At 73.9% G+C, this 18,924-nt stretch carries 17 protein-coding genes; 5 read left to right on the top strand and 12 right to left on the bottom strand.

The window, feature by feature from the left end; all coding sequences use genetic code 11:
• The first annotated feature begins 72 nt into the window (after positions 1-72).
• Positions 73-735, top strand: coding sequence for a hypothetical protein (locus NF338_RS10345; protein ID WP_264030689.1), 663 nt, complete (start codon positions 73-75; stop codon positions 733-735).
• 35 nt (positions 736-770) lie between these two features.
• On the opposite strand, the gene NF338_RS10350 is transcribed toward NF338_RS10345, so the two are convergent.
• From NF338_RS10350 to NF338_RS10375, 6 genes are all read right to left on the bottom strand, one after another.
• Positions 771-1,829, bottom strand: coding sequence for an NAD(P)H-dependent glycerol-3-phosphate dehydrogenase (locus tag NF338_RS10350; protein WP_264030785.1), 1,059 nt, complete (start codon positions 1,827-1,829; stop codon positions 771-773).
• A 20-nt stretch (positions 1,830-1,849) separates the two neighbouring features.
• A complete protein-coding gene (locus tag NF338_RS10355) occupies positions 1,850-2,575 on the bottom strand; it encodes a lysophospholipid acyltransferase family protein (RefSeq protein ID WP_264030690.1) in 726 nt (241 codons plus the stop codon).
• A gap of 32 nt (positions 2,576-2,607) precedes the next feature.
• Positions 2,608-3,213 carry a DNA-binding response regulator gene (locus tag NF338_RS10360; protein ID WP_264030691.1) on the bottom strand — a complete coding sequence of 202 codons (606 nt, stop codon included), beginning with the start codon at positions 3,211-3,213 and terminating at the stop codon, positions 2,608-2,610.
• Positions 3,210-4,514 (bottom strand): sensor histidine kinase, encoded by a 1,305-nt coding sequence (locus NF338_RS10365; protein WP_264030692.1) that lies wholly within the window; start codon positions 4,512-4,514, stop codon positions 3,210-3,212. Before NF338_RS10365 ends, NF338_RS10360 begins: the two co-directional genes overlap by 4 nt.
• 75 nt (positions 4,515-4,589) lie before the next feature.
• Complete coding sequence (gene murA / locus NF338_RS10370) at positions 4,590-5,906, bottom strand: UDP-N-acetylglucosamine 1-carboxyvinyltransferase (RefSeq protein WP_264030693.1); 1,317 nt, start codon at positions 5,904-5,906, stop codon at positions 4,590-4,592.
• 261 nt (positions 5,907-6,167) lie between these two features.
• Positions 6,168-7,208 carry an adenosine deaminase gene (locus NF338_RS10375; RefSeq protein WP_264030694.1) on the bottom strand — a complete coding sequence of 347 codons (1,041 nt, stop codon included), beginning with the start codon at positions 7,206-7,208 and terminating at the stop codon, positions 6,168-6,170.
• 193 nt (positions 7,209-7,401) lie between these two features.
• Here NF338_RS10375 and NF338_RS10380 point away from each other — a divergent pair, with 193 nt between their 5' ends.
• Complete coding sequence (locus NF338_RS10380) at positions 7,402-8,763, top strand: lytic polysaccharide monooxygenase (protein ID WP_264030695.1); 1,362 nt, start codon at positions 7,402-7,404, stop codon at positions 8,761-8,763.
• Positions 8,764-8,814: 51 nt separating this feature from the next.
• Here NF338_RS10380 and NF338_RS10385 read toward each other — a convergent pair whose 3' ends face one another.
• The 5 genes from NF338_RS10385 to NF338_RS10405 form a co-directional block, all read right to left on the bottom strand.
• Positions 8,815-9,519: a response regulator gene (locus NF338_RS10385; RefSeq protein WP_264030696.1), complete on the bottom strand. Its 705-nt coding sequence runs from the start codon at positions 9,517-9,519 to the stop codon at positions 8,815-8,817.
• The gene (locus NF338_RS10390; protein ID WP_264030697.1) at positions 9,516-10,790 is read right to left on the bottom strand and encodes a sensor histidine kinase; all 1,275 of its coding nucleotides are present in this window, start codon (positions 10,788-10,790) and stop codon (positions 9,516-9,518) included. The genes NF338_RS10385 and NF338_RS10390 overlap by 4 nt, the downstream gene beginning before the upstream one ends.
• Positions 10,791-10,799: 9 nt before the next feature.
• Positions 10,800-11,669: a CPBP family intramembrane glutamic endopeptidase gene (locus NF338_RS10395; protein ID WP_264030698.1), complete on the bottom strand. Its 870-nt coding sequence runs from the start codon at positions 11,667-11,669 to the stop codon at positions 10,800-10,802.
• A gap of 207 nt (positions 11,670-11,876) precedes the next feature.
• Positions 11,877-12,689 carry a GIY-YIG nuclease family protein gene (locus NF338_RS10400; protein WP_264030699.1) on the bottom strand — a complete coding sequence of 271 codons (813 nt, stop codon included), beginning with the start codon at positions 12,687-12,689 and terminating at the stop codon, positions 11,877-11,879.
• A gap of 100 nt (positions 12,690-12,789) precedes the next feature.
• Positions 12,790-12,981, bottom strand: coding sequence for a hypothetical protein (locus NF338_RS10405; protein WP_264030700.1), 192 nt, complete (start codon positions 12,979-12,981; stop codon positions 12,790-12,792).
• A gap of 75 nt (positions 12,982-13,056) precedes the next feature.
• Here NF338_RS10405 and NF338_RS10410 point away from each other — a divergent pair, with 75 nt between their 5' ends.
• Together NF338_RS10410 and NF338_RS10415 are read left to right on the top strand one after the other, a co-directional pair.
• Entirely contained in the window at positions 13,057-14,007 is a 951-nt protein-coding gene (locus tag NF338_RS10410) for a serine aminopeptidase domain-containing protein (RefSeq protein WP_264030701.1), read from the top strand.
• On the top strand, positions 14,004-14,447 hold the full coding sequence (locus tag NF338_RS10415; protein ID WP_264030702.1) for a MarR family winged helix-turn-helix transcriptional regulator: 444 nt from the start codon (positions 14,004-14,006) through the stop codon (positions 14,445-14,447). Before NF338_RS10410 ends, NF338_RS10415 begins: the two co-directional genes overlap by 4 nt.
• 169 nt (positions 14,448-14,616) lie before the next feature.
• Here the strand turns inward: NF338_RS10415 and lpdA are convergent, their stop codons facing one another.
• Positions 14,617-16,023, bottom strand: a complete 1,407-nt coding sequence (lpdA, locus tag NF338_RS10420; protein ID WP_264030703.1) for a dihydrolipoyl dehydrogenase — start codon at positions 16,021-16,023, stop codon at positions 14,617-14,619.
• A 187-nt stretch (positions 16,024-16,210) separates the two neighbouring features.
• On the opposite strand from lpdA, the gene NF338_RS10425 reads away from it, so the two are divergent.
• The gene (locus NF338_RS10425; RefSeq protein WP_412846579.1) at positions 16,211-18,805 is read left to right on the top strand and encodes a leucine--tRNA ligase; all 2,595 of its coding nucleotides are present in this window, start codon (positions 16,211-16,213) and stop codon (positions 18,803-18,805) included.
• Positions 18,806-18,924 lie beyond the last annotated feature (119 nt).

An 18,924-nucleotide genomic window follows, 5' to 3' on the forward strand; every position in this document is an offset into this window, starting at 1 on the left:
GGTTTCTACGATCGGGCTATGAAGGCACGAGGATCGAGGCGGACAGTCCGTGGCGGCCGAGGGCGCGCGGCGGTGACGCCACCGCGGGCCGCGGCAGCCGTCGTCGGAGTGCTGGTGCTCTCGCTCGCCGCGTGCACTCCGGGCGGCACGGACGACTCCCCGTCGCCGTCGGGCACCACGACGAGCGACTCGCCCAGCCCCACCGGGTCGCCGTCCGACGGCTCGGGCGAGAGTCCGACCGACGACGTGTCGGCACCGGCCGACGACGCGACCGAGGCCCCGCTGCCGTTCCCCGCGAACACCGACCCGGACACCCAGGACCCGTCCGCGGACGCAGCCCTGACCGTGACGGACATCCGGATCGGTCACCACGACGGGTTCGACCGTGTCGTCTTCGAGCTCGGCGGCACGGGGACGCCCGGGTGGCGCGTCGAGTACGTCGACGAGCCGATCGACGACGGCAGCGGCAACGTCGCGACCGTCGACGGCGACGCCTACCTGCAGGTCATGATCTCCGGCTCGGGGTACCCCACGGACACGGGCGTCGACGAGTACGCGGGCCCCAACCCGGTGCGCGCCGGAGACCAGGGCGAGGTCGAGGAGGTCCTGCTGCGCGGAGTCTTCGAGGGCTACACGCAGGCGTTCGTCGGGGTCGACGACGAGCAGCGTCCGTTCCGGGTGTTCTCGCTCGAGGACCCGGCACGCGTGGTCGTCGACGTCCGCGACGACGACTGACGGGCGGGACCCCGACCCGACAGGCGCCGACGCCCTCAGCGCTCCGCCGAGATCCCCTCGGCCTTCTGCGGCCGGGCGAGCAGGCCGCGCGCCATCTCGTCGACCGGCATGCCCTCGTGCAGCACCGCGACGACCCCCGCCGTGATCGGCATCTCGACGCCCACCTTCTGCGCCAGCTCGAGCACCGACCGGCAGGACTTGACGCCCTCGGCCGTGCCGCCGGTGGCGGCGATCGCGTCCTCGAGGCTCAGCCCCTGGCCGACGTGCTTGCCGAGCGTGTGGTTGCGCGAGAGCGGCGACGAGCACGTCGCGACCAGGTCGCCCATGCCCGCGAGGCCGGGGAACGTCTCGGCGTCCGCGCCGAGCGCGAGGCCCAGGCGCGTGATCTCGACGAGGCCGCGCGTGATGACGGTGGCCGTCGTGTTGTAGCCGAACCCGCGGCCCTGCGCGATGCCCACGGCGAGCGCGATGACGTTCTTCACGGCCCCGCACAGCTCGACCCCGACCACGTCGCGGTTGGTGTACGGGCGGAAGTACGACGACGAGCACGCGCGCGCCACGTACCGCGCCACGTCCTCGTCGACGCACGACACGACGGTCGCCGTCGGCTGGCGGTGCGCGATCTCCCGCGCCAGGTTGGGGCCCGAGACCACGGCGACGCGCTCGGGCGGCAGCCCGAGGGACTCTGCGACGACCTCGCTCATGCGGCGGTCGGTGCTCAGCTCGACGCCCTTCATGAGCGAGACCGCGACGGCGTCGGGCTCCAGGTAGGGGCGCAGCTCGGCGAGCGTCGTGCGGGCGACCTGCGAGGGGATCGCGACGACGACCAGCCCCGCCCCGGCGAGCGCGTCACGCGCGTCGGTCGTGGCCCGGATCCCTGCGGGCAGCTCGATGCCCGGAAGCCGCTTCTCGTTCCGTCGGGAGAAGTTCACCTGCGCGGCGACCTCGGGATCGCGACCCCACAGGCGGACCTCGCAGCCGGCGTCGGCGAGCACGGCGGCGAACGTCGTGCCCCAGCTCCCCGAGCCGAGGACAGCAGCGACGACGCGCTCCGCAGCAGGGGCGTGGTCCGTGCCGAGCGGGAGCGGGCTGATCTCGACGGTCTGGTCCCCGCTCACCGGCGGCGCTCCGAGCCCGGGTGCTGACGCAGGTCGAAGCGTTCCACGGGCGCCTTCGCGCCGCGGATCTCCTCGAGCTGGCGCGTGATCGCCGCCATGATGCGCTCCGTCGCCTCGCGCAGCGTCGCGGTGTCCTGCGGACGGTCGTAGAGGTCGGACAGGTCGACGGGCGGGCCGGCGTGCACGGCCACCCGCTTGGGCGGGATCGGCTTGAACACCTTGCCGTACGGCGCGAGCAGCTGCTCCGCGCCCCACTGCGCGATGGGCACGACGGGGGCGCGGCTCGTCAGCGCGAGTCGCGCGACGCCCGTCTTGCCGACCATGGGCCAGCCGTCGGGGTCGCGCGTCAGCGTCCCCTCGGGGAAGAACACGACGCACTCCCCCTCGTCGAGACGCGCGGTGGAGTCCACGAGGGACTGCGCGGCGCCCGACGTGCCGCGGTGCACCGGGATCATGCCCGTGCGGCGCAGGACGCCACCCAGGACCGGCACCGTGAACAGCGACGCCTTGGCCGTGATCTTGGGGGCGCGTCCCTGGTCGTAGAGGAAGTGCGCGAGCGTCAACGGGTCGAACTCCGTGACGTGGTTCGCCGCGGCGATGAAGCCGGTCGGGGGCAGGTTCTCCGCACCGCGCCAGTCACGGCGGGTGATCGCGAAGAGGATCGGGCGCAGGAAGAACGCGAGGTTCTTGTACGCGCGCGGGGTCTCGGGCAGGCTCGGCACGGTCACCGAGCCTACCGGGCGCGGCACTCCGCTCAGATCCAGCCGTGCCGCCGCGCCACGTGCGCCGCCTCGTGACGGTTCGCCGCCCCGAGCTTGGCGGCGGCCGACGACAGGTAGTTGCGCACCGTCCCCGGGGCCAGGTGGGCGCGCGTCGCGATCTCCTCGACGGGCGCGCCGTCGGCGGCGAGCTCGAGCACGTCCGCCTCACGGGCGGTGAGCGGGCTCGCGCCCGCCGCGATCGCCTCCGCGGCGAGCTCGGGGTCGACGTAGCGGCCGCCGTCGCGCACCTGCCGCACGACGTCCGCGAGCACGCGCGAGGAGACCGTCTTGGGCAGGAACCCGCGCGCACCCGCCTCCAGGGCCCGCTTGAGGTAGCCCGGCCGGCCGTGGCTCGTGACGATCACCACGCCGCACGACGGCAGCTCGTGCGCGAGGCGCTGCGCGACCTCGACCCCGTCGAGCCCGGGCATCTGGAGGTCGAGCACCGCGACGTCGGGCTCGAGCTTGAGTGCGGCGGCGACGGCCTCGGGGCCCGAGGCCGCCTGGGCCACGACCTCCAGGTCGTCCTCGAGGGCCAGGAGCGACGCGACGGCGTCGCGGATGAGGTTCTCGTCGTCGGCGAGCAGGATGCGGATCACGCGCGCGTGGTCCTCTCTGTGGTGGGGGCGGGAACGTCGAGAGCGCTGCCCCGCGCCGGTGCCCCCCGGGCCGCGCCGTCGTCGGGCACGCGCGCGACGAGTCCGTACCGGCCGCCGTCGGACCACGTCTGCAGGCTCCCGCCCGCGCCCTCCAGCCGCTCCCGGAGACCGACCAACCCGGAGCCGCGCCCGTCGCCCGTCCCCGCGGGGGCGCCGTCGTTGACGATCTCGACCACGCTCGACACCCGGTCCCGGTGCACCGTGATCGTGCACGTGCGGGCGGTCGAGTGCCGCACCACGTTGGTGACGCCCTCGCGCACCGCCCAGGCGAGCGCCTCCTGGGCCGCGGTCCCGACGGGCGTCTCGTCACCGTGGACGGTCGTCGTGATCCCCGCCGACCGCAGGACCGAGCGGGCGCCCGCCAGCTCGGCGGCGAGGTCGGCCGTCCGGTAGCCGGCGACGACGGCACGCACCTCGCGCAGGGCGTCCTGCGCGATCCGGCGCACCTCGAGCATCTGCTCCTCCGCGCCGGGGCGACCGCGGGCCGCCAGCTCCGCGGCGAGCTCGCTCTTCACGGCGACGACGGACAGCGTGCGGCCGAAGACGTCGTGCAGGTCCCGGGAGAACCGCAGCCGCTCCTCCGCGACGGCGAGGCGGGCGTGCAGCACGCGCGTGCGTTCCTGCTCCCACACGATGCCGAGCATCCACACCGACACGCGGTAGGACCCGAACACCGCGACCAGCATGATCGCGCCCGACAGACCGAGGCCGAACGCCATGCCCGCGGTCGTCGACGTGACCGGCCCGGTCCCCACCCACACGGAGCACCCCGTGACCGCGCCGAACAGGAGACCGAGGAGGGCGAGGCGGCGGAAGGTCAGCAGCGGCACGACCGCGAGCGTGCCGAACCCGAACCCCAGCAGGAGCGCGTAGTACCTGGCGCTCCCGGCGACGTCCTCCGCAGAGCCGACGGGGAAGGTCCAGAACCCGACCGCCGCGACCGCCGCGGACACGGCGAAGTGGAGCGCGAGCAACCACGTCCGCACCGCCGGGCCACCGAGGAAGTGCACCACGCCCGCGCGCAGCACGGCGATGTTCGTCGCCGTGTGCACGAGGACGAGCAGGAGCCACGCCCCGACGGTCCCCGGCCGGAAGGTCTGGTCGGTGCCGACGAGCGCGAGCGCGAGGAACGGCTCGAACAGCGAGAGCAGGTACAGCGACCAGCGGGTGTAGGCGTCGAACCGCTCGGGCGCGGTCCGACGGCTCCACACGTCGAGGAACGTGCGCGGTCGGGTGATCACGTCGACCAGCGTCCCACGCACGCGCGCCGCGCCGTCGTGACAGGCGTCATGACCTGCGGCGACGGGCGTCGCGGGTCAGTCGCGGCGGACGTCGGCGCCGAGGGCGACCAGCTTCTCCTGGAAGTTCTCGTAGCCGCGGTCGATGAGGCTGATGCCGCGCACGGTCGAGGTCCCCTTCGCCGCGAGCGCGGCGATGAGGTGGGAGAAGCCGCCGCGCAGGTCGGGGACCTCGATGTCGGCCGCGGCCAGCGGCGTCGGGCCGGAGACCACCGCGGAGTGGTGGAAGTTGCGCTGACCGAACCGGCAGTCGCGCCCGCCCAGGCACTCCTTGTAGACCTGGATGGTGGCGCCCATGCCGCGCAGCGCGTCGGTGAAGCCGAACCGGTTCTCGTAGACCGTCTCGTGCACGATCGACAGACCCTTGGCCTGGGTGAGCGCGACGACGAGCGGCTGCTGCCAGTCGGTCATGAAGCCGGGGTGCACGTCGGTCTCGAGCACGATCGGGGAGAGGTCGCCGCCCGGGTGCCAGAACCGGATGCCGTCGTCCTGCACGTCGAACCGGCCGCCGACCTTGCGGAAGGTGTTGAGGAACGTCATCATCTCGGGCTGCGTCGCGCCCTTGACGGTGATGTCGCCGCCCGTCGCGAGCGCGGCCGACGCCCAGGAGGCTGCCTCGATGCGGTCGCCGAGCGCCGTGTGGGTGTACCCGTCGAGGCGGTCCACGCCCTCGATGCGGATCACGCGGTCGGTGTCGACCGAGATGATCGCGCCCATCTTCTGCAGGACCGCGATGAGGTCCATGATCTCGGGCTCGATCGCGGCGTTCGCCAGCTCCGTGATGCCCTCGGCGCGCACGGCCGTGAGCAGGAGCTGCTCGGTCGCACCCACCGACGGGTACGGCAGCGCGATCTTGGTGCCCTGCAGGCGGCGGGGGGCGCGGATGTGGATCCCGTTCTCGCGCTTGTCCACGACCGCGCCGAACTGGCGCAGGATGTCCAGGTGGTAGTTGATCGGCCGGTCGCCGATCCGGCACCCGCCCAGGTCGGGGATGAACGCCTCGCCCAGGCGGTGCAGCAGCGGGCCGCAGAACAGGATCGGGATGCGGCTCGAGCCCGCGTGCGCGTCGATGTCCGCGACGTGCGCCGACTCGACGTTGGAGGGGTCCAGGTCGAGGATCCCCGCGTCCGGGTCGGACTTGACCGCCACGCCGTGCAGCTCCAGCAGCCCCGTCACGACGCCCACGTCGCGGATCTGCGGCACGTTGCGCAGCACGCTCGGCGACTCCCCCAGCAACGACGCCACCATGGCCTTGGACACGAAGTTCTTCGCGCCCCGCACGGTGATCGTCCCGTCCAGCGGGGTCCCGCCGTTGACGTACAGCACATCCTTCATGAGCTCTGGTCGCCCTCTCGCCAAGCCGATGGTCCGTGGTGCCCCTGCGGGCCCGGGGCCCGCGCGTCGGGCCGCGGACGGTTCGTCCGCGGCTGCGGGTCCCGAGTGCGCCAACGTGCGGCACCCGGAGATTATTCACCCCCCGCGGGCATTCTCGCCGCCATCCGGACGGCGGCGGCCGTCCCCGACACGTTACTCCCCGGTACGCCTGCCCGTGCCGCGCGGCTCGTGGGCCGAGACACGGGCAGGCGTCCGGCGCCGTCAGACGGCGCTCGCGTCGAACCCCGCGACGTACCGGTCGATCTCGGCGAGGTAGGCGGCCCGCTGCGAGTCGCCCAGCCACGACGCCTCGAACGAGTTGCGCGCGAGCTGCACGACCTCCTCCGTCGTCAGGTCCGCCGCCTCCGCGAGCGCCACGTAGTTGTCGGCCACGTAGCCGCCGAAGTACGCCGGGTCGTCGGAGTTCACCGTCACCCGCACGCCCGAGCGCAGCAGGTCCGCGATCTCGGTCGCCTTCATGTCGTCCGTGACGAACGAGTTCGAGATCGGGCACGTCGTCAGGCCCAGCCCGCGCTCGCGCACGACGTCGACCAGCGCCGGGTCCTCGACGACGTTCGTCCCGTGGTCCACGCGGTCCACGCCGATCTCGTCGAGCACGGTGCGGATGTTGTCGATGCTGCCGACCTGGTCGATGTCGCAGTGCATCGTCAGCCGGTAGCCGAGCTCGCGCGCGCGTGCGAAGACGTCGGCGAACTTCTGCGGCGGGTTGTCGCGCTCGTCCGAGTCGAGCCCGACGCCCAGGAACTTGTCCCGGAACGGCACCGACGCCTCGAGCGTCTCGGCCGCGCTCTGCGCCGAGTGGTCGCGCAGGAAGCACAGGATGAGGTGCGCGTCGATCCCGTGCTTGGCCGGCGCCTCGGCCGCGGCACGGTGGTAGCCCGTCACGACCGCCTCGAACGGCACCCCGCGCGACGTGTGCGCCTGCGGGTCGAAGAACATCTCGGCGTGCTTGACGCCGTCGGCGGCCGCGCGGGCGAGGTACGCGTCTGCGAGCTCGTAGAAGTCGTCCGCCGTCTGCAGCACCTCCATCGCCGGGTAGTACACGGCGAGGAAGCTCGTCAGGGAGTCGAACGCGTAGGTCGCGCGCACCTCCTCGACCGTCGTCTGACCGATGTCGATCCCGTTCTTCTGCGCGAGCCGCAGCTTGAGGTCGGGCTCGAGCGTGCCCTCCAGGTGCAGGTGCAGCTCCGCCTTGGGCAGGCCGGTGACGAACTCGCGGGTGGGCGTCGTAGGCGCGGGCATGGGTCTCCTTGTCGGGTCGGTGTCCCCCGCCCTCATCCTCCCCCGTGCCCGACGCCGGGGCGCACCGGCCCACCGGACGGCCGCACCGGCGTCGGGCCGGCGCCGGTCCGAATCGATTAGGCGGCTGCCCCCGAGGGTGGGGTGCGAGGCATGGTCGTCGTGTTCGACATCCGAGAGCAAAGGAGCTGGAGAGATGCGACGCATTGCAGCGTGGGCCGCCGCGGTGGTCCTCGGCGCGGCAGGGCTGGTGGCGGCCTCGCCGCCCGCCCCCGCCGCGGCGCACGGGGCGGAGGTGTTCCCGGGGAGCCGTCAGTACCTGTGCTGGGTGGACGGCCAGACGGGCAACGGGCAGGTCGACCCGCAGAACCCGGCGTGCGCGAACGCCTACGCGGTCAGCGGGACCTCGGCGTTCTACAACTGGTTCGGCAACCTGGACTCGAACGGCGCGGGCCGGACCGCGGGCTACATCCCCGACGGCCAGATCTGCGACGGCGGAGGGCGCGGCCCGTACGACTTCAGCGGGTTCAACGCCGTGCGGGACGACTGGCCGCGGACGCACCTGACCGCCGGGGAGACCTACCAGTTCCAGCACAACAACTGGGCCGAGCACCCGGGGCGCTTCGACGTGTACGTCACCGAGGAGGGCTGGGACCCGTCGAGCCCGCTCGCGTGGGACGACCTCGAGCTGATCGACTCCGTGACCAACCCGCCCGACACGGGCGGACCGGGTGCCCTGAACTACTACTACTGGGACGTCACGCTCCCCGCCGACCGCAGCGGCGACCACGTGATCTTCACCCACTGGGTCCGCTCGGACAGCAACGAGAACTTCTACTCGTGCTCCGACGTCGCGTTCGACGGCGGCGACGGCGAGATCACGGGGATCGGCGACGACGGCGGCGAGCCCACCGAGCCCGCGTGCCCCGACGAGGCGCCGGGCGCCCCGGGCGCGGTGATGGCCATGTCCGTCACCGCGACCAGCGCGCACGTCATGTGGGGTGCCGCCGAGTCCGGGTGCGTCACCGGGTACGACCTGCTCGACCCCGGCACCGGACAGGTGATCGCGAGCACCGACGGGTCACCCATGGTCGACCTGACGGAGCTGGAGCCCGACACCGCGTACACCGTGGCGGTCCGGTCCCGGAACGACCACACCGGGGTGGTCTCGGCGACCCGGACCGTCACGTTCACCACCCTGGACGACGGTGGGACGCCCGAGCCCACCGGTGCATGCGCCGTCGACTACTCCGCGGCCGCCTGGGGTGGCACCAGCACCGGGTACACCGCGTCGGTCACGGTGACCAACACGTCCGCGGCGACCGTGGACGACTGGGTCGTCACGTTCGACTACCCCGGGGGCCAGCGGGTCGACGCCCCGGGATGGAGCGCGACCGTCGCCCAGTCCGGCACCACGGTCACGGCGACCCACCCGGCGTGGCAGTCGAGCATCGCGCCGGGGCAGTCGGTCACGTTCGGCTTCAACGGCGCGGCCACGACGGCCGGAGCGCACCCCGACCCCACCGGGTTCACTCTCGACGGGGTCGCCTGCGACTGAGGCGCGCGACGACGGTGGGCCGACGGGGACCGACCCGTCGGCCCACCCGCCTCAGCCTGTCGCCGAGACCAGACCCACCCGGTAGGCGAGCACGACCGCCTGCACCCGGTCGCGCAGGCCGAGCTTGGCCAGGATCCGGGACACGTACGTCTTGACGGTCTCCGGGGTGATGACGAGCACGCTCGCGATCTCCGCGTTGGACAGCCCGGCGGCGAGCTGCTCGAGCACCTCGAGCTCGCGCCGGGTCAGGGCGCGCACGACCTCGTCCCTCGCGGGGCGGGAGGCGTCGGTCGGCCGCACGCGCTCGGCGTAGCGGCCGATGAGGGCGCGGGTGACGGTCGGAGCGAGCAGGGACTCGCCGCGGGCGATCGTCCGGATGCCGTCGACCAGCTCGCCGGGAGGGGCGTCCTTGAGCAGGAAACCGCTCGCCCCGGCGCGCAGCGCCTCGTAGACGTACTCGTCGACGTTGAACGTGGTCACCATGAGCACCTTGGTCGGCGTCTCGACGTCGGGCCCGGCGATCTGCCGCGTCGCCTCGATGCCGTCGAGCACGGGCATCCGGATGTCCATGACCACGACGTCGGGCCGCAGCCGTCGTGCGGCCTCGACGGCTGCCCGGCCGTCCTGCGCTTCGCCGACGACCTCCATGTCGGCCTGCGCGGAGAAGATCGTGACGTAGCCGACCCGCACCAGCTCCTGGTCCTCGCAGACCAGGACGCGGATCGGGGACCGTGGCTCCGGCGGCGGGAGGGTCATGGGCGGCTCCAGGTCGGGGCGGTGGTCGGGGCGGTGGGGATCCGGGCCCGCACGCGGAATCCCCCGTCAGGTGTGGGACCGGTCTCCAGGTCCCCGTCGAGGACGCGGACGCGCTCGCGCAGGCCGGCGAGCCCGCGACCGGCCGGCGGTGCCGAGGGTGACGGTGGTGCCGCGCCCACGGTGGCGGGCCGGTCCGGCGACGGAGGTCCCGGCCTGGTGACCGACGAGTCGGGTCCACCGGTGCTCACCTCGGCCTCGACGTGGTCGGCGCCGTGCCGCACGCGGACCGTGGTCGGGCGCCCGGGGGCGTGCTTGAGCGCGTTGGTCAGGCCCTCCTGCACCACCCGGTAGGCGGCGAGCCCGACGGCGTCGGGCAGGTCGCGCCGTCGACCCTCCTCGGTCCACTCCACCGGTTGACCGGACCGGCGGGCCTGGTCCACGAGGTCGCCCACACGGCCGAGGACCGGCGCCCGCTCCGCCGGGGCTGCCTCGCCCGTGGCCTCGAGCACGCCCAGCAGGTGCCGGAGCTCCGTCAGGGCGCGTCGCCCGGTGCCGCTGATCGCGACGAGCCCCTCGGCGGCGCGGTCGGGTGCCGCGGGCAGGAGGTACTGCGCGGCGTCGGCCTGCACGACCATCGCGGTCACGTGGTGCGTCACGACGTCGTGCAGGTCCCTCGCGATCCGGGCGCGCTCCTGAGCGGTCGCGACGGCGGCCGCGAGACGCCGACGCTCGACCTCCTCGGCCCGCCGACGACGCACGCCGGCGCCGGCCGACCAGACCACCACCAGGACGAGGTAGAACGCGAGGAACACGGGCAGCCGGTTGGGCGAACCGAGGCCGGACAGCGTGGCCGCGAGGACGACGTAGCCACCGGTCACCACGGCGGCGATGATCCGACGAGACCGCGCCAGGTGGGCCCCGGCGGTGTACAGCGCCACGTAGAGGCCGACGCTCGCGAACGTCGGCGGGCAGGCCAGCACCTGCGCCGCGGCGAAGGCGGCACCGACGACGGCGAGGCAGGCCCCGGGTACGCGGCGGCGGAGCGCGAGCGGCAGGCACTGCGCGAGGGCGAGCGTCACCGCCAGCGCGTCCGTCGGCCGCTCGGGCAGGTCGCCGAGCTCGACACCGATCGTCGAGAGCGTCGGGACGAACCCGAGCACCGCGAGGGCGACCGCGAGCGACGTGTCCAGCGCGTCCTGCCGTCCCGGTCGCCACCGCCGACGCGGCTCACCGGGGCGTGACGCCCGGTCGAGGACGGGGTTGTCGGGCACGGCCCGAGCCTAGAGGCGACGACGGCGGGCCGGGACCCACGTCCCTCGCCGGCGCGCGAGCACGAGCATCGGGACGGCGATCAGCGCGCCGAGCACCACGGTCACCACCGATCCCTCGATGCCGAACGCTCCGCCCGTCAGCAGGCTCGGCCCCGAGACGTCGGCGACCAGCAGGCCCGCGGAGGCGTGCCCCGAGACGGGGATGCCGAGCAGCGCGACGGTGGCGTTCCAGGCGAGGTGCAGACCGATGGCGAACCACAGGTTCCGACGCCAGAGGAACGCGGCGCCGAGCAGACCACCGGCCTCGATCGCGATCGCCGCTGCGCTCCACGGGGTCGCGCTGGGGTTGAAGAGGTGCGTCAGGCCGAAGAACAGGGCCGTGACCGCCAGCGCGGCCCAGCTCCCGAGCAGACGCTCAAGCGCCTGGAGGGCGAACCCGCGGAACATGAGCTCCTCGGTGACGGCGGCGCCGACGGTGACCGCGAGGATCGGCGCCACCACCGCGAGGAGGTCACCGTCGGCGACGCGGAACGTGTAGCCGCCGAGAGCCGTCACGACGGCCGCGGACACCGCGACGAACCCGAGCCCGAGCGCGGCACCGAGCAGCACCTCCGGGACCGCGCGGCGCGCGGCGAGCTCGGGCGTGCGGCGCCGGGCGACGCACCGCATGACCACCCGGTACACGACGACCGCGAGCGCCGCGCCCAGCACCGGGAGCAGCAGGAACCGTTCGGCCGACGCCGTCAGACCTCCGACGAGGGCGACGCCGACCACGCCGATCAGCATCCACGTCAGGGGGTGCCGCAGGAAGCGGGACGCCGGTCCGGGGCCGTCGTCCTCCCGGGTCCGGGGGCGAGGTGTCGTGGTCGTCGTGCTCATGCGGGCCTCCGTCGCTGTGCCTGACCGCCCGGCTGGGCGACCACCAGCAACGCTAGGAATCCGGGCGCTCCGGCGAATCACCCCCGGGTGAGCAGTCGGGGTAGCTCTCACGGGGGACCCCCGCCGCAGCGGACCCGCCTCGTGACGCCCCGGGCCGCCGCCCGACGGGCGGCCGTGGCTCCACGATCGCCACGCCACGTCCGGAGCTCAGTTGCGGTTCAGGCCGTGCCTCCGCGAGTCCAGGGCGACCTTGAAGTGGCTCTCGGCCTCGTCGATCACCCGCGTCGGTGTCGACGGGTCGAACACCCGCAGCAGCGAGAAGCGGAAGCCGGTCGGGTCGATCGTGCGCAGCTCGACGTTGCCGCCGTGGCCGTTGGTCGCGTACGCGGTCCAGCGCTGCCGGATGCTCTCCGCGCCGTCAGCCTTGCCCACGTAGTGCCGGCCGTCGCGGGTGTCGGTGATCAGGTACACACCGACGACGGAGGCCAGCGCCGTGCGCCACGCGGCGTAGCGGTGCTCGCGCATCACCGCCTGCAGCTGCGCGTGGTCCAGCACGAGCCGGTCGAACCCGGGGAACGGTACGGGCCGCGCGTCGGCGATCTCCATGACCGGGTATCCCGCCGCGGTCGGGCCGTTGAGCCGCCACGTGCGCGGCGACCGCCAACCGATCACCAACCGGTCCCTCAGGTCCGCGAGCCGCTCGGACCCGACCAGGTCGAACGTGCGGAGGGCCCCGTCGTTCGCGACCTCACCGCGGTTCTCCAGCACCGACCACAGTCGCGCCCGGTCTCCGCCCTCGCGGACGAACACGACCCAGATGCCCGGCGGAGCGGCCGGGAAGATCCGCGGCGACGCCGACTGCCGGCGTGTGTACGCCAGGATCTCGTCATCGGTGGAGTCCGCGTGGATGCCCGGCAGGCCCGTGTCCTCGTGCTCCTTGACGAAGGCGTGCCGGATCACGAGGGCCTCCGCGGGGTCGATGAGCCCGCTGCGCAGGATCGGTTCAAGCGCCAGTGTCATGGACGGTCGGTCTCCCATGTCGTCGTCGTGGCGTTCCGCTCGCCGTCGTCGAGGCCGTCCTGGACGGTCGCAGGCGGGCTCTCGGTCCGAGTGCGGGCCGTCACCAGTCGAAGACGCGCGCCACGACGCTCCCCACGCCCCGGACGAGCCAGACGACGCCGCGCCCGACGTTCACGACGACGCTGACGAGGTCGACGATCTCCAGGACCCTGGCGACGCCGCGCCCGAGGGCGCGGAACGGTCGCCGCACCTGGTACCAGAAGCCCCGTCGCGGCCGGCTCGGCGGATCCACGACGGAAGCGTGCCACACACGACCCGTTCTCGGCCGCTCGACCACGCGCCCGGCGGGCCCGCTAGGGTACTTCGCATGCGAAACGACGACCCGGCGGCGGCCTCCGAGGATCTGCGGATCCAGATCCCGGCGGGCGGCTGGGTCGTCGGCACGGTGCGCAGACCCCGCAGACCCGCCGAGGAGCCGCCCCGCGGCGTCGTCGTGATCCACCCGGCGACGGCGGTCCCCGAGCGCTTGTACACGGGGTTCGCGGAGTTCCTCGCCGCCCACGGGTACGTGGCCGTCACCTACGACTACCGCGGCACCGGCCGGTCCGGCAGCCCGCGCGCCCACCGCGGCCTGCGCATGCGCGACTGGATGGCCGACGACGTCCCCGCGGTCGCCGCGTGGGCCCGCCCGCGGTTCGGCGACGTGCCGCAGCTCGCCGTCGGGCACAGCATCGGCGGGCACGCGCTCGCGCTCGGCAAGGGCTCCCGGGGCCTGGCCGGGTTCGTCACGGTCGCGTCCCACGTCGCCGCGACGTCCACGATCCCCGACCGCGCGGAGCGGGCGCGCGTCCGGCTGATCCTGCGGGTGCTCGGCCCCGCGACGGCCCGGGTGCTCGGCTACGTCCCCGGCCGTCGTCTGAGCCTCGGCGAGGACATGCCCGCCGCCGCGATGCTCGAGTGGAGCCGCTGGACCACCCTGCCGGGCTACTTCTTCGACGACCCGACCATGACCGCCGCCGCGGACGCGGCACGCGTCACCGGCGACATCCTCGCCGTCGGGTTCACGGACGACCCGTGGGCCACCCCCGGGCAGATCGACGCGATCACCGACCGCCTCACGGCCGCTCGCGTCGAGCGACGGACGTGGAGCCCCGCCGACGGCGGCGTGGAGAGGATCGGCCACCTGGGCTTCTTCCGCCGGGGCCTGCGCGACACCCTCTGGCCCGAGCTCCTCGCCTGGCTCGACGACCGCGCGGGGGCCGCCCCGGCGCAGGAGGACGGCAACGTCCGCTTCTCTGCCAGGAAGCCGCGACGATGACGCGCCACCCGCCGCGGCTGGTGTTCCTCACCACCGTGGCGGAGCGTCAGATGCGGCGCTGGATCGCGCGGCGCGGCAGCGCGAACGTCTCCGGGAACGGCGGCCAGGGATTCGGCGCCCCCGCCGCCGGCGTGCTGCTGCACCTCGCCGACCACCCCGGCGCGACGATCGGCGAGGTGACGTCCGCGCTGCAGGCCTCCCCCGCCGGCACCAGCGGCCTGCTCGCCCGCATGGAGCGCGCCGACCTCGTGCGCCGTCGCACCGACCCCGACGACCGGCGCACCGTCCGCCTGGACCTCACGCCCGCCGGCACCGCGGCGCTCGACGACGTGCGCGCCGCGCTCGCCGAGCTCAACGACCGCCTCACCGACGGCTTCACCCCCGACGAACTGGCCACCGTCGCCCGCTGGCTCGAGCACGTGACGCGGACGCTCGCCTAACTGCACCGGCGGCTCGCCTGGCGGACCGTCCGCCTCCCTCCGAGGGCGCGCGAGGGCACGTCGTCCCGGGCGCGTGCACGGGCTCCAGACGGCACGAGGCCCGGACCTGGCAAGCAGGTCCGGGCCTCGGCTCGGGTGGCCGCCCGCACGGGCGACCGCGTCCGACGGGTCAGAAGTTGATCATGTGCCCCGCGAGGCCGTGGATCGACTCCTGGACAGCCTCGGACAGCGTCGGGTGGGTGTGCACGTTGCGCGCGACGTCGTAGACCGTGAGGTCCCACTTCTGCGCGAGCGTGAGCTCGGGCAGCAGCTCGGACGCGTCGGGGCCGATGAGGTGGCCGCCGAGCAGCTCGCCGTAGGTCTCGTCGGAGATGAGCTTGACGAAGCCGGTCGGGTCGCCGAGGCCGTGCGCCTTGCCGTTCGCCATGAACGGGAAGGTCGCGACCTTCACCTTGTAGCCCTCGTCGCGGGCCTGCTGCTCGGTGAGGCCGAAGCTCGCGACCTGCGGCTGGCAGAACGTCGCGCGCGGCATCATGCGGTAGTCGCCGAGCGTGAGGGTCTCGGCGCCGCCGATGGTCTCGGCCGCGACGACGCCCTGGGCCTCGGCGACGTGCGCGAGCATGAGCTTCGCGGTGACGTCACCGATCGCGTAGATGTGGTCCACGTTGGTGCGCATGACGTCGTCGATCGCGATGGCGCCGCGCTCGGTGAGCTGGACGCCGGTGTTCTCGAGGCCGAAGCCCTCGACGTTGGGCGCGAAGCCGACGGCCATGAGCACCTTGTCGACGACGAGCTCGCCCGGCTTGTCGTCCTTGACGCCCTTGTAGGTGACCGTGACGCCGTTCGCGCCGTTGTCGGTGACCGTCTGGACGGCGGTCGACGTGAGGAGGTTGACGCCGAGCTTCTTGTACTGCTTGGCGATCTCCTTCGACACGTCGGCGTCCTCGTTGGGCAGCGCGCGGTCGAGGAACTCGATGATCGTGACGTCCACGCCGTAGTTCTTGAGGACGTAGCCGAACTCCATGCCGATCGCGCCCGCGCCGACGATGGCGATGGAGCGGGGCAGATCGCGCGTGAGGATCTGCTTCTCGTACGTGACGACGTTCTCGGACAGCTCGACGCCCGGGAGCAGGCGCACCTTCGAGCCGGTCGCGATGATGACGTTGTCGAACGTCACCTGGTCGGTCGAGCCGTCGGCGAGCTTCACGTCGAGCGTGTGCGCGTCGCGGAACGTGCCGCGGCCGTCGTACTCGGTGATCTTGTTCTTCTTCATGAGGAAGTGCACGCCCTTGACGCGCCCCTCCGCGACGGTGCGCGAGCGGTCGAACGCCGCGCCGAAGTCGAAGCTGACCTCTCCGGAGATGCCGAAGGTCTTCGCGTCGTGCTGGAAGATGTGCGCGAGCTCGGCGTTGCGCAGGAGCGCCTTGGACGGGATGCAGCCCACGTTGAGGCACACCCCACCCCAGTACTTCTCCTCCACGACCGCGACCGACAGGCCCAGCTGGGCTGCACGGATCGCGGCCACGTAACCACCGGGACCTGCACCGAGGACGACGACGTCGTAGTGGGATGCCATGGCGACCAGCCTACTGGCGCCGGATCGGCCCTGGGGTGCGTGCGCGGGCGACGTCCGCCACACCTGCGGGGCCCGCGAGGGTTGACCGGGCGCCGTCGGGCGGGTCACGATGTCCGGGATGCGACACCTGCGGCTCCTCCTTCGCCGGCCGCGCTGAGCCCGCCGGGCGGGCACGCTCAGCGCGGCGATGCCCGCGCGTCCCCACGGACCGGGCGAGTGCCCGACGACGAAGCCCACCTTCTCGAGGAGCCTCCCCGTGGACGCCGCACACCCACCCCACCCCTCCGTACCCCCGTCTCCCCCGTCGACCCGCGAGATCGAGGACCGCTGGCAGCGGTACTGGGCCGAGCACGGGACGTTCCGCGCGCGCGACGACGGCGCTCGCCCGCGCCGCTACCTGCTGACGATGTTCCCGTACCCCTCGGGCGACCTGCACATGGGTCACGCCGAGGTGTTCGCGCTGGAGGACGTCGTCGCGCGGTACTGGCGCTTGCGCGGGTTCGACGTGCTCAACCCGATCGGCTGGGACTCGTTCGGGCTCCCCGCCGAGAACGCGGCGATCCGCCGCGGCGAGAACCCCGCCGTCTTCACCGAGACCAACATCGCCACGCAGGCCGCGACGGCGCACCGGTACGGGGTGTCGTTCGACTGGTCGCGCCGGCTGGAGACCCACCGTCCGGAGTACTTCCGCTGGACGCAGTGGCTGTTCCTGCGGCTGCTGGAGCGCGACCTCGCCTACCGCGCGACCGCCCCGGTGAACTGGTGCCCGGCCGACCAGACCGTGCTCGCGAACGAGCAGGTCGTGGGCGGGCGGTGCGAGCGGTGCGGGGCGACGGTCGTGCAGCGCGAGCTCACGCAGTGGTTCGTGCGCGTCACCGCGTACGCCGACCGCCTGCTCGACGACATGGACGCGCTCGACGGTGCGTGGCCCGCGCGCGTCCTGACGATGCAGCGGAACTGGGTCGGGCGCAGCACGGGCGCGCGCGTGCGCTTCGCGGTCGTGCCCGACGGCGGTCCGCGCCCGGCCGCGAGCGCGTCGCCCGGCGGGGGCGCGACCCCGGAGCACGTCGAGATGTTCACGACGCGCCCCGACACCCTGCCCGGCGCGACGTTCGTCGCCGTCGCGCCGGACGGGCCGCTCGCGGCGGCGCTGTGCACACCGGAGCACGCGGACGCGCTCGCGCGGCACCGGGAGACCGCGCTGGCCTCCGGGGAGATCGAGCGGACGAACGCGCAGCGCCCGAGCGCCGGGACGTTCCTGGGCACATGGGTGCGCCACCCGGTGACGGGCGAGCGGCTGCCCGTCTGGGCGGCGGACCACGTGCTGCCCGGCTACGGGACGGGCGCGGTCATGGGCGTGCCCGCGCACGACGACCGCGACGCGCGCTTCGCCGCCGCCCACGGCCTGCCCGTCGGGTCGGGCGAGACGTGGCCCGACGTCGAGGAGGCGATCGCCCGGCTGGAGGCCGACGGCGCGGGCGAGCGTGCGACGTCGTACCGGCTGCGCGACTGGCTGGTCTCGCGCCAGCGCTACTGGGGAGCGCCGGTGCCGGTCGTGCACTGCCCGGGCTGCGGCGTCGTGCCCGTCCCCGACGACGAGCTGCCCCAGCGGCTGCCCGACCTGGCCGGCGACGACCTGCTCCCCCGCGGCCGCTCGCCGCTCGCCTCCCCCGCCGCGGACGCGTGGCGGCGCGTGCCGTGCCCGCGCTGCGGCGTGGCGGCCGAGCGCGACCCGGACACGCTCGACACGTTCGTGGACTCGTCCTGGTACTTCCTGCGGTACTGCTCGCTGGGCGCCGACGGCCCGCCCGACGACGTCCCGTTCCGCCCCGAGGACGCGCGGCGGTGGATGCCCGCGGCGCAGTACGTCGGCGGTGTCGAGCACGCGATCCTGCACCTGCTGTACAGCAGGTTCGTCACGAAGTTCCTGCACGACGAGGGATGGGTGGACGTCGTCGAGCCGTTCGCGACGCTGCTCAACCAGGAGCAGGTCCTCAACGGTGGGCGCGCGATGAGCAAGTCGCTCGGCAACGGCGTCGACCTGGGCGAGCAGCTCGACCGGCACGGCGCCGACGCGGTCCGCCTCGCGATGGTGTTCGCCGGGCCGCCGGAGGACGACGTGGACTGGGCGGACGTCGACCCCGGCGCCATGCGGCGGTTCTGCGCGCGCGTGCTGCGGCTCGCGGACGCCGTCGGCCCGGGCTCCGGGTCGCGCGCGTCCGGCCCCGGGGCGTGGGACGCCGTCGTGCCCGGGTCGCGCGCGCACGCGCTGCGCCGTGCCACGCACCGGACCGTGCACGAGTCGGAGGACCTGCTCGACCGGAGCCGGTTCAACGTGGTCGTCGCGCGCGTCATGGAGCTCGTCACCGCCGCGCGCCGCGCGTCCGAGGCCGGCCCGGCACCGGACGAGGACGCCGTGGCGCTCGCCGCCGCCGTGCGCGAGGCCGTCGAGGCGGTCGCGGTGCTGCTCAGCCTGTTCGCGCCGCACACGGCCGAGGAGGCCTGGCACCGGCTGGGGCGTGATCCGTCGGTGGCCGAGGCGGCCTGGCCCGTCGTCGACCCGGGGCTGCTCGCCGCGGACGAGGTCGAGGCGGCCGTCCAGGTCGACGGGAAGGTCCGCGCGCGGGTGCGCGTGCCCGCGGACGTCGGCGAGAGCGCGCTGCACGACCTCGCGCTCGCGACGACCGGCGTCGCCCGGGCGACCGCCGGGCGGCAGGTCGTGCGCGTCGTCGTGCGCGCACCGCACCTCGTGAACGTCGTGACGCGCGCCGCGACGCCCTGAGCACGAGGTTCACGACCGCCGTGGGCGGGTGCGACGCCCCGGGACCGGCACTCGCTACGATGCTGCCGCCGCGTCCACTCGACCAGCGGGCCCGTGCGCGGCGACGCGGGCCGGCGCAC

This window comes from Cellulosimicrobium sp. SH8 (assembly GCF_025818875.1).
GTDB classification, from domain to species: Bacteria; Actinomycetota; Actinomycetes; order Actinomycetales; family Cellulomonadaceae; genus Cellulosimicrobium; species Cellulosimicrobium cellulans_D.

Excerpts from the sequence above, each read along its gene's own strand:
- murA (WP_264030693.1), bottom strand. The coding sequence starts at position 5,906 with ATGAAGGATGTGCTGTACGTCAACGGCGGGACCCCGCTGGACGGGACG.
- NF338_RS10375 (WP_264030694.1), bottom strand. The coding sequence starts at position 7,208 with ATGCCCGCGCCTACGACGCCCACCCGCGAGTTCGTCACCGGCCTGCCC.
- NF338_RS10380 (WP_264030695.1), top strand. The coding sequence starts at position 7,402 with ATGCGACGCATTGCAGCGTGGGCCGCCGCGGTGGTCCTCGGCGCGGCA.
- NF338_RS10385 (WP_264030696.1), bottom strand. The coding sequence starts at position 9,519 with ATGACCCTCCCGCCGCCGGAGCCACGGTCCCCGATCCGCGTCCTGGTC.
- NF338_RS10395 (WP_264030698.1), bottom strand. The coding sequence starts at position 11,669 with ATGAGCACGACGACCACGACACCTCGCCCCCGGACCCGGGAGGACGAC.
- NF338_RS10400 (WP_264030699.1), bottom strand. The coding sequence starts at position 12,689 with ATGACACTGGCGCTTGAACCGATCCTGCGCAGCGGGCTCATCGACCCC.
- NF338_RS10410 (WP_264030701.1), top strand. The coding sequence starts at position 13,057 with ATGCGAAACGACGACCCGGCGGCGGCCTCCGAGGATCTGCGGATCCAG.
- NF338_RS10415 (WP_264030702.1), top strand. The coding sequence starts at position 14,004 with ATGACGCGCCACCCGCCGCGGCTGGTGTTCCTCACCACCGTGGCGGAG.
- lpdA (WP_264030703.1), bottom strand. The coding sequence starts at position 16,023 with ATGGCATCCCACTACGACGTCGTCGTCCTCGGTGCAGGTCCCGGTGGT.
- NF338_RS10425 (WP_412846579.1), top strand. The coding sequence starts at position 16,211 with ATGCCCGCGCGTCCCCACGGACCGGGCGAGTGCCCGACGACGAAGCCC.